The 10501-nt window shown below is 33.9% G+C and carries 10 protein-coding genes; 5 read left to right on the top strand and 5 right to left on the bottom strand.

The window, feature by feature from the left end; all coding sequences use genetic code 11:
* Positions 1–102 precede the first annotated feature (102 nt).
* From Cyrtocomes_RS03535 to Cyrtocomes_RS03520, 4 genes are all read right to left on the bottom strand, one after another.
* On the bottom strand, positions 103–480 hold the full coding sequence (locus tag Cyrtocomes_RS03535; RefSeq protein WP_322497827.1) for a hypothetical protein: 378 nt from the start codon (positions 478–480) through the stop codon (positions 103–105).
* 185 nt (positions 481–665) lie between these two features.
* A complete protein-coding gene (locus Cyrtocomes_RS03530; protein WP_322497826.1) occupies positions 666–1532 on the bottom strand; it encodes a hypothetical protein in 867 nt (288 codons plus the stop codon).
* A 398-nt stretch (positions 1533–1930) separates the two neighbouring features.
* Positions 1931–2479, bottom strand: coding sequence for a 5-formyltetrahydrofolate cyclo-ligase (locus tag Cyrtocomes_RS03525; RefSeq protein WP_322497825.1), 549 nt, complete (start codon positions 2477–2479; stop codon positions 1931–1933).
* Positions 2448–3284 (bottom strand): 3'-5' exonuclease, encoded by an 837-nt coding sequence (locus Cyrtocomes_RS03520; RefSeq protein ID WP_322497824.1) that lies wholly within the window; start codon positions 3282–3284, stop codon positions 2448–2450. Before Cyrtocomes_RS03520 ends, Cyrtocomes_RS03525 begins: the two co-directional genes overlap by 32 nt.
* A gap of 125 nt (positions 3285–3409) precedes the next feature.
* Between Cyrtocomes_RS03520 and Cyrtocomes_RS03515 the strand changes: the two genes are divergently transcribed.
* The 3 genes from Cyrtocomes_RS03515 to Cyrtocomes_RS03505 all read left to right on the top strand — a co-directional run bounded on the left by Cyrtocomes_RS03515 (position 3410) and on the right by Cyrtocomes_RS03505 (position 6896).
* Positions 3410–4390 carry a magnesium transporter CorA family protein gene (locus Cyrtocomes_RS03515; RefSeq protein ID WP_322497823.1) on the top strand — a complete coding sequence of 327 codons (981 nt, stop codon included), beginning with the start codon at positions 3410–3412 and terminating at the stop codon, positions 4388–4390.
* Positions 4381–4917 carry a TlpA family protein disulfide reductase gene (locus Cyrtocomes_RS03510; RefSeq protein ID WP_322497822.1) on the top strand — a complete coding sequence of 179 codons (537 nt, stop codon included), beginning with the start codon at positions 4381–4383 and terminating at the stop codon, positions 4915–4917. Before Cyrtocomes_RS03515 ends, Cyrtocomes_RS03510 begins: the two co-directional genes overlap by 10 nt.
* A gap of 371 nt (positions 4918–5288) precedes the next feature.
* Entirely contained in the window at positions 5289–6896 is a 1608-nt protein-coding gene (locus Cyrtocomes_RS03505; RefSeq protein ID WP_322497821.1) for a hypothetical protein, read from the top strand.
* A 215-nt stretch (positions 6897–7111) separates the two neighbouring features.
* On the opposite strand, the gene Cyrtocomes_RS03500 is transcribed toward Cyrtocomes_RS03505, so the two are convergent.
* Entirely contained in the window at positions 7112–7891 is a 780-nt protein-coding gene (locus tag Cyrtocomes_RS03500) for a phage BR0599 family protein (RefSeq protein ID WP_322497820.1), read from the bottom strand.
* Between the two features lie 150 nt (positions 7892–8041).
* Between Cyrtocomes_RS03500 and Cyrtocomes_RS03495 the strand changes: the two genes are divergently transcribed.
* Positions 8042–9439: a DASS family sodium-coupled anion symporter gene (locus tag Cyrtocomes_RS03495; RefSeq protein ID WP_322497819.1), complete on the top strand. Its 1398-nt coding sequence runs from the start codon at positions 8042–8044 to the stop codon at positions 9437–9439.
* 684 nt (positions 9440–10123) lie between these two features.
* Positions 10124–10360, top strand: a complete 237-nt coding sequence (locus Cyrtocomes_RS03490; protein ID WP_322497510.1) for a transposase — start codon at positions 10124–10126, stop codon at positions 10358–10360.
* The last annotated feature ends 141 nt before the right edge of the window (positions 10361–10501 follow it).

Raw genomic sequence — 10501 nt, 5'->3', positions numbered from 1 at the left:
CGCTAAACTCAAAGAAAATCGACGCTTAGCATTACGATTTGAGAAATCCGATCTCTCTTTCCTTGCCTTTATAGCTTTAGCATCTATTAAATACAACCTTTGTTAACAGTGCCTAATCTCATAAGTGGTGACGCCCATACCACTAGAATAAAATTCTGTACCACATTTAATACCAAACAAGCCTAACGCCTTAGCGCAAAAACCCTCCGGTGAATGAGAAATAATAACACTCTTGCCGGTAACAGTAACATCGATATGATCACTATTTCTAACGGCTTTCCAAAATTCTATATTGAAGTATAGATTTAAAGAGTTAATAAACCCAGAAAATCTCGGGGGCCCATGGTCATTAATAGCTTGAGATTCGTTAGCATATCCTGCAATAGAAACCCTACTATTATTACTATAATCTATATCAATCTTTCTCCTTAGAACAAATGGCTTTGAAACACCACCTGCCCTAAATTTTCCCCAAAACATATATAAAAATACCGAATTATTTTTAAAAAATGAATTAAATTACTAAGTATAGCAATCTAAGCTGAGTGGCATAGCGATATTACTACATGTTATCTATGCCACCTAAAATACACCACCTATATATAAATAATACCTTAAGTATCAAAGTAATACTGCTTAGATGGGATTATTTTGCTTAAATGTGGCTATCCGACGTGACCGGCACCGCCGATAGCGAGTGTGTCACCTGGTGCGGATTGTGGGTCACCTAGTTCTTTAGCACCACTACCAGCATCACTACCAGCATAACTAGCAGCATCATTATCAACTGCTAGTGGTACTTCGTCGCTTGCCTTGGCTGTAACAGGGAGTGTGAAATCAGAATCCATAATGCTACTAAGCATTTCATCTTCAACTATAGTAAATTGATTAGCCTCAAAAATCTTACCAATACTTGATTCAAGTATAGCCCCTAAAGATTCGGTATGCTTAACCTTAAATTTAGATATAGATTCTGATTCCGGAAAAGTAAAACTACCCTTAGCACCCCATAACCATTCAAAAAACTGAACAACCCTATCTTGTCCAAACACTAGACCGAATGACCACAGAGCACCCTTAATAAAAAATGGGCAGGTTATTACACTTTTTTGAGCCAAATTAGCATATGGTAAATACACATCTTTATCATTAATATTACGAGAGGTGACGCCCATACCACTAGAATAAAATTCTGCACCATATTTAATACCAAAAAAGCCTAACGCCTTAGCGCAAAAACCCTCTGGTAAAGGAGAAATGATAATACGGCCGCCGTCTCCTCCGGTAACAGTAAATTTAACAGCATCACTATCACCCTGATAACTCTTCTTAATGCACTCCCAAAATCTAATCTGGAATAGTATATTCAAATGAGCGGCAATCTCAGGAATTTGAATTCGCTTACCAACATGATTGTCTTTCAGATACTTTTTAAAAGAAATCCTACCATCGCTAAAAAAATTTTGATCAATCTCTGCATCTAAAACAAATTGCTTTGAAACACCACATGCCCTAAATTTTCCCCAAAACATATATAAAAATACCTCAATCTAATTACAGATCAGTATATTTTTTGTAAAAAATACACTGAATCAAATAATTAAATATACAGAATTACAAAATTTACAACCAATAATAAATATATAAAACTATACGAATCATGAGCTCACTCAAATTAAATCACAAAGCCAACAAGACCTAATAACGGCCGAATAAGTAAAAACTGTCAAACGATTTTAAAGGTCATTTTATTTTGCCGTGTGCTCAAGAAATACAAAATTAAATTATAGCTAAAGCGTCATAAAATAGTTACTCTATTAACATTGTAAATACTTTAATTATCATTGTGTTAAGTTTAATAAAATTACTTTTTATGTAATCATTTTGCTATATATACCGAAACTTACTAATCATGAACCACAACCTATGATTATCTAATCACAATTGAGTTCTCGGTTATGATACAATCCATTTTTGCATCATACTCCTCGATATTAATACTTGCTACTTCCTGAAACGAATAAGCAATACCTATCTTTTTATAGCTATTGCTGTTAAAGAAAAATCTATCATAGTACCCTTTACCATAACCTATTCTATTACAACACCTATCAAAGGCCACAAGCGGGGTGAGAATAATATCTGGAACCGTTATCTGAAAATTTTTACTTGGCTCCATTATCCCATATTTCCCCTCTGTTAAATTTACAGCATCCCAAAATCGGAACTTGAGCCTATCATCTGAATCTATAACCGGCAAAGAAATTTCATACCCCTCCGTATATAACTGTTTCAGCATGTATAATATATCTACCTCACCATTTATTGGGTAATAACCAGCAACTGAAGTAAGGCCAAAATTCTTTATAAAAAGCAAGGCATTTTCTGCTATTATAGATGATAAACTATTCCTTACCACAGCATTTAATGCCCGCCTTTCGCGCAGCTTATAATCTCTTATGGCTTGCTTCTGTATCATAACCAAGTTTACCCATTTCTTCTAAAAAATTCTTCAAATTACCCCTCTCTTTTTGCTCTACATTTAAAAAATCTATGACATCTTGAATATGCACTTGATAATTCTTTAAAATACCAACATGATGCATATATCTTATATATATAAGATACGTACTAAGCACATCTAGCTCGCAATAATCTCTGATTTCCTTTAATTTTCCATCATAATACATATCCCTTACCATAGAACCTTCTGTATCTAGCTTACCAGGTATATTTAAAGCAGCGCATACCTCATTCATTTTAACCCGTGCAGATACCCCAAAATCAGAAAGTGCTTCCACAAGATCGCAATGCCAATTAACACTATACCTACTATTATAACTATTCCACTTATCCCCACTTCTATGCAACCACGCTGCCTGCACACCATGAATCATCGCTCTATACTTTAGTACTGGTATATCAAAACTCCTGCCATTAAATGTAATTAGCCTTGCTATTGGTGATGACAAATAATCAAAAAATCCACGTATCAAATCAGCTTCGCTAGAATTTAAATTTCCACCAGATCTAAGCTGTTTTATCTTATAAAACTCATATTCACCTTCATATTGTATCTCAGCTTCTAAGAAGCTTATACAAACAACCTGATGGAATGGCTGCCTTAAAAAGGCATTTTTCCCACCAGTAATATCTAAATGATATTGAATAATCTTATTTTCTATTTCTACATCGCTTGATTCATAATCAACCAGAAGCCTTCTTGCTGATAAAATATCCGGTATTGTCTCTATATCTAAAACAAAAAATCTGCTATGCAACATATATTCACTCTATTTTTAGGGGTTTATTTATCGAATTTTATTATATAGTATTTTAGCCGATACCAAACCTAATACCAGGGTGTATGACTCACTTCAAGTTTATATAAAAATTTTTAGGTTTTTTCATGATTACTGCATATGTATATGAGGGAAATGTAGTTAAGAAGTTTGATATTAGTACTTCTAGCGCCCCTCCAGCTGGCACCACATGGATAGATGTGGAAAATCCATCTTTAGAAGAAGAACAACGATTAGAAAAGAAGTTAAATATCAATATACCAAGCCGAGCTGAAGTAAATAAGATAGAAGTCATGAGCCCTTTTTATAAGGAAGAGGAATGCCATTATATGACAATCACTGATCTACAAAATACAGCAGGTGATAATTTTAGAGGCATAGCTGTAACATTTATATTAACTAATAAGTTTGTTATAACACTAAGGTATACTCAAACTCCTACATTAGCAGCGTTTTCATCAAGAGTGATGCGCGCACCTATGATATGTAGCTCTCCTGAAATTGCGGTTATTCATATGCTAGATGTAATAGTGAATAAAACTGCCGAGACTTTAGAAACCGTTGGTAATGAACTAGATAGATTGTTAGATTCTGTTTTTAAGAAGGGTAGCACTGGAAGCACGAACGTTTCTTCTGACTATAATGCTGTAATCAGAAAAACAGGACAAACTGGTAATACAATATCAAAAAATAGAGAGAGCTTGATGAGCATCAATAGAATGCTACTATATTTCAGTCAAATTGAAACAGAGATCGGCCATTCAAAAGAAAATAAGCTTAGAATAAGGCATATAACAAGAGAGGTAAACTCACTTAATGAATATGCAAATTTCCTTTCTCAAAGAAACTCTTTTCTTCTAGATGCCACACTTGGTATGATATCCGTTGAGCAAAATATGATAATAAAAATATTTACAGTTGCGTCTGTAGTATTTATGCCACCTACCCTAATAGCTAGTGTATACGGAATGAACTTTGTAAATATGCCAGAATTACATTCAGTAATTGGTTATCCTATTTCTATTTCAGTTATGATAATCTCTGCGGTGCTCCCTTATGCATTCTTTAAGAAAAGGAAATGGATATAAAAAAATTTATAGTCTGCTTCTTATTCTTTTGCACAACATCTTTTGCACTTCATGAACAACCAACACTTAGCTTCAATAATCTAAAATTACCAAATTTGAAAATATATGATGAATCTAATAATGAATACCAGCTCAAAGATTTTCAGGGCAAAGTACTTTTAATATATTTTTGGGCAAGTTGGAGGTTAGATTGCGTAGATTTTTTGGAAAAACTTTCATCGATGAAAAAAAGATTTGTTTATGATGATATAACCAATATGGAAGTATTACCAATAAGCATTGATTTTAAAGACCCACAAGAATTAATCTCACTATATGGAGAAAAGAAGATAAATAATCTACCACTATTTGTAGATCCACATAGAAAACTGGCGGCGGAATTCGGAGTAGGAGATATTCCATGCCTCATAATCATTGATAACAATTTAGTGGAGGTCTCAAGAGAAGATATTGATTTTAAAATGGAGAAAATAGAAGAAGAAATTCTAGAATATTGCCTCTCAAAACCCAAAAATACAGCCAATTAGTATTTATTGAACAAAAACGTCATAAAGAAGTTATGTGGCTAAATTCTGAAAAAATTTTAGTTATAATTGAGTTAAGTATAACAAATTTACTTATTATGTAATTATTTTATACAGCTTTAGACATATATATAGCTATTTTAATTTGAGGTGATAGATAATACCGCCTATATTACAGCCTTTGTTATGTTAATTCAGCTTAAATCACTATATCACCAATCCTACATAATAAGCTCATAAACCAAATTAGCTTAGTTGGCGCATAATTATTAACAGTAATCCTTAACTTTTATTACTACTTTTGATATATATTCAGTTGAATAACAGGTAATATATAGATAGTTAAAAGCGCATGTTCCGTTTATTTACTAATTATGACTGTGCTATTTAAAGAATCATGGCGCGCACTTAATCCACAAGCATCAAAGCAAGAGAGAATGATGGCACTGCACGAGTATGCCAAAGGCAGTAATCAGCAGTACAAAATCACTCACGAAAATACTCAAGGTAAAATGACTACAACAATAGAAGACAATGGCTTTTTATCAAAGCTCCTTGGTAAGTTTCGTCATATACATACACTGGATGCAAATGGTACCTACACACATACTATATACCAACCAAATCCTGGTATCATTACCAAAATACTATTTAGAGTATTTTCTTCTATTTGGGATGTGTATGGAAAAGTAAAAAGTTTTTTCTCTGCAGGGAGCAACTCATCAGATAATGATCAAGCAACCCAAAATAAACAAGAGCTAAAGAAGCAAAATGAAACAAATAAGACGATTAGTAAAACTGACAAACCTATTACCAAACAACCCGCCCTCCTCACAGAACAGGAGCTAAAGAAGCAAGATGGAACAAAGGCGGCTGTTAGTCAAACTGATAAACCTATTACCAAACAACCAGCCCTCCTCACAGAACAAGGATTAAATGGACAAGATGGAACAAGGGCTGGGATTAGTAAAACTGATAAACCTATCTCCGAAGAACCAGCCCTCACCACAATAGAAGAATTGGAAAAGATTATTTACTCTTTAAATAATCTAACATCAGAGTCCGCGTTGATTAGCATTGCCGATATAATTGATGCAATTTCAAAAAACACCCGAATCAAAAATCGTATTAAAACAGAGTCCAACTTCAGCGAATTATATCTGGAATTACAAAAATGTTTCGCAAAAGATATTAATGGCAAATCAACCATAAATATCCAGAAGTTTCATAAGTTAATAACTGAACATCCAGAGCTTTTGAACGATAAAGATATAGGATTTCACTGCCTGAGTCTTACATTACAATATTGCCACGATTCACTTAGCCAGTATTTTGCATGCATGCTAGCCCTCACACGGCTACGTGATGCAATTAATGAACCTAGATGTCAAGAAACCCAAGATACTGTAATCAGCACAATATTTCATATTAAAGATTTTCAAGATAACGCTAGGTTACTCTTTGAAAATCATATAATTTTCGAAAAGTTAAAGGAAATCCTATCTGTATGTACAAAAAATGCCGATAATACAACTATTTATGATTCAGTACTCAAACATCTAAACAGTGCAACTGAATGCTCAGCTATGCACGTAAGGAATATGCAGTACTTTTGGGAGCATAACTTATGGTTCAAAACTGCTGTTAGATGCTCATGGGATTGCTTCAGGGATATTTTTTTAACAGGGAAATCCGATCATGCAAATATTGTACATTGGAATACATTAAAAGATCTTGCAAAGAAGCGCATTCAAGATATGGGAGGCGATCCTAAGGCTTTAGATGCACTAGATGTATGGGAGAATAATCCACCCACTACAGAACTTTTATTAGACTTTGTTAATAATAGCCTAGGAGGTGGGCCTAATCAAGAACTAGCAATAGGGCATAAACATGATCAAGATGATGCTCTATACACTAACACCACAAAAGAACTAGCAATAGGGCATAAACATGATCAAGATGATGGCTCTATACACTAACACCACAGAAGAACTAGCAATAGGGCATAACAACTCTGCTCAAGATGATATCTTCGTGTGCATTAATGATTCTTAGGTATGGCTTTTTATTGCCCTTAATTTAGTTAATACATTTCATGCCATTTCAATAATTTTGAAATGTATGTGCGGTTTATATGCGGTAACACAAGCACTAATTGTTTAGATTAATCTGATATTAAATTCTATTAGTTCCTCTATGATTTATTAAGTATAGTACGTACAGTTGGGATATGTGGCTCCCCCCTAAAATTTAGCGCATTCTTATAAACAGATGAGCAGGTTTTTATAGATTTATCACAGCCAGGCATCAGTTCAATTATATCACCTGTACTAAACAGTAAATTATCTAAAATTATCGTAATATTGGATCCATTTATAGAATCTATCTCAATTTCTCGCCCAGCATTATTACCAGATATAAACTTAACACTATTATATTGTTTTGTGATATTTTCTAAAATTCTAAACTTGTTTTTACCTAAAACCTCCTCAATTTGCCCTTTTAAAGCCATTTTAGACCTGTCAAATTTACATCTATGATCTCCAAAAATTGCTCTACAATTCAAAGAATAAGCTTCAGTCAACGGCCTTTGTAGCAAGCTCCCTATACCATATACCGTAATATAAAGTACTTTATCCGACATTTTGATCTGTGATACTATACCACTTTGTATTTTTTTTTCTTCTGTAAGCGCCTCATCTAAAGTAAATATATCTACCGAACCACCCTCTATCAGCGATGAAAATACCTCGATTTCTCTTTCATTTTTATCATACATAAAGACCCTAATCTCAAAATTATCATGCTCTACATCACGTGATTTAGATACGCTACTTACCGAGCCTAATCTTTGGGCTTCATAATATTCTTCCTTGAAAAAGAAGCCCTTATTATAATCTGAAAAACATATTGAACCATTATATATGGTATTTATTTTACAACATGTTATCTTAATTTGAAACTTTTCCTTCATAAAAGGCTCTAAATTATTCATAAATTAGTCGTAATTAGCAGGAGATTTTTTTATGAACGTGTATCTTGTGCGCAAAATTATATGTCTGGAAGGTCTTATGTTGCATAAAGTAATATGGTTATCTGATAATTGTGTGTTAGTACTATGAAGATGAAAAAAAATTTTATAAGCACAACTCTAATTTTTTCTATATGCGCGATATTGTTGTTTTTCACTCAGCCACCAGTTAGCCTATCTCCCTCTTCGTGGAAGTTATTGATTATATTTATAGGCACCATTGCTGCAATAATATTCACATCCGCCTCTATGGAACTTATAGTTCTAATGAGCTTGGCAATCTCGGTCGTCACAAAAACCCTAACAATAAATGAAGCATTATTTGGGTTTGGCACACCAATAGTAATATTTGTTGTGTTTGCATTCTTCATCTCTAGAGCTGTTATAAGTACAAGCATAGGAAAAAGAGCAGCTTTCTTTTTTATCTCAAAACTTGGTGGCAGTTTAACTGGGATCTCATATGGATTGATATTAACAGAACTCTTTGTTGCTCCAGTAACACCAAGTGCAACAGCTAGGGGTGGCGGAATAGTATACCCAATAGCGCAAGCACTCATAGATAAATATGAACATAATTCAAATAATAGGAACGTTTCAAAATATCTAGTTCAGCTTTGTTTTCACGTTAATGTGATTACAAGTGCTATGTTTATAACGGCAATGGCTGGAAACCCTCTGATAGTAAACCTAGCTCAAAGCATCGGTGTAAATATAACATGGACTAGCTGGGCTCTGGCAGCGTTTGTTCCTGGAATAATTAGCCTTTTAATATTACCTACAATCTTACAATTCTTGATAAAACCATATATCTCTGATGTGAAATCTGCATCTAGATTAGCACAAGAAGAATTGGCCAAGATGGGTAAAATTAGAACTAATGAAAAAATAGTTTTATGCACATTAGTTTTTTTAGTAACATTTTGGATACTTTCGGATGTTATAGGTATAGGACATGCTACAACTGCAATTCTTGGCTTTTTGATCCTTGTATTAACTGGCGTGATGAGCATGGAAGATGCTGGATCATGCAGTATAGCATGGAGAACATTTATATGGTTCGGTGGATTTATAGCAATGTCTGATGCTCTAAGCAGTAAGGGGGTCACACCATGGATTGGCGGTATTTTTTCCGATTTTTTCTCATCACAACAAACACAATTTGCTATACCATTGCTTTTGCTTGTTTTCTTTTACATGCATTACTTTTTTGCCAGCATTACAGTTTATTCATCAATAATGTATACAACATTTGCTCTTGCGCTTATTAAAGTAGGGCTTAATCCGTTCATTGCATGCATAATACTTAGCTTTTTTGCCAATCTTTCTGCATGCTTGACACACTATGGCATATCATCAGCACCTATATTTTTCTCATCCGGTGTTGTGAGCGCAGGAAATTGGTGGAAAAATGGTTTTATCATAAGCCTGGCGCATATACTTGTATGGTCCTCTGTAGGCTATGTTTGGTGGCATATTATAGGCTATATTTAGTCTTTATGGTGGGCTTTTATAGAGCTATTCAAAAAATAATACTATAATAGTCCTCCTTTTATTGATTATCAGCACTCTTATTATATTTTTGCCTAGTATATTAAGGAAGATTAACTATTTGATATTGATATTTAGAACTAACACTTAGCTTGAGGGTCATTAAAGGAATTATAGTAGCTAGATGACAATTTAGACTACAGTTTGGAAAAGGCTAAGTATAACAACCAATTATTGACTATACGCAAGCATCCAATAAAGGGCTATATGAGAGACAACCAAATTGAACCTTTTATTTCAAGAATCATGCTAGATCCGAAGATATCGCTCATGAATTTGGCATCAAATAGCGCTTAATGAGACGGCTTTAGTTATAAAACCCTATGTGAAAGCAGGAAAGCCAGTCAAATAGCTATAGCGGTATAAAATGATTACATAAACAGTAATTTTGTTAAACTTAACCCAATGATAACTAACACATTTTCAAAATTAATCATGTGCCATTTTTATGACGCTTTAGCTATTTGAATTGAATTAGCACAGCTATGTATTAGATATCACCTCAAACAAAACAGCTTAGCCAACGACCTATTAAAGTCCTTTTAGAAATTTTTATGACGCTTTAGGTAGTGTCGACATTTAAGATTTTTATGTGCTGCTATTTTAGCAACTCATTATGAGGCTAAAATGTTATATGACTTGAGGGATGATCAATGGGAAATTATTAAAGATATTTTACCTGGGAAAAGTGGAGATAGAGGACGTAGAGGATACGATAACCGTGGATTTATAAGAGCAGTGATGTGTGTTGCCAGAACTGGTGGGCCATGGAGAGCGCTTCCTGTGGAATATGGCAAATGGCCTACAGTTCATAAAAGATTTATTAGATGGGCTAAAGCTGGAATATGGCAAATGATACCTTAGCCGTGGATAGTGATAATGAATGGTTAGGCACTGTTAACAAAGGTTGTATTTAATAGATGCTAAAGCTATAAAGGCAAGGAAAGAGAGATCGGATTTCTCAAATCGTAATGCTAAGCGTCGATTTTCTTTGAGTTTAGCGAA

This window comes from Candidatus Cyrtobacter comes (genome assembly GCF_034470605.1).
Lineage (GTDB): Bacteria > Pseudomonadota > Alphaproteobacteria > Rickettsiales > Midichloriaceae > Cyrtobacter > Cyrtobacter comes.
This window is presented reverse-complemented; position numbering and strand designations above follow the sequence as displayed.